The following is a 255-nucleotide window of genomic DNA, read 5'->3' on the forward strand; positions in this document are numbered from 1 at the left end:
GACGACGTTGCCGACCGCGAAGACTCCCCCGCGGCTGGTACTGAGGGACGGTGTGACGACGGGTCCACCGCTGCCGCGATCGAGCTGCAGCCCGGCGGCCCGGGCGAGCTCGACGTCGCCGACCCAGTCCCCAGTGAGCACCAGCGTGTCGCACGGCACGAGGCGCCGGGCGCCGGTGTCCACGTGCTCGATCTCGACCGCCTCGAGCACGTCTCGCCCGACGACGCGCGAGACCAGCGTCCGGGTGGCGACCGG

1 pseudogene is annotated in these 255 nt (G+C 74.1%); it reads right to left on the reverse strand.

Annotated features, from left to right (window positions below):
• A pseudogene (locus ACZ3GY_RS24450) lies at positions 1–255 on the reverse strand (hypothetical protein); the annotation flags it as partial.

Source organism: Pseudomonas sp. PME37.24/006, from assembly GCF_055556635.1.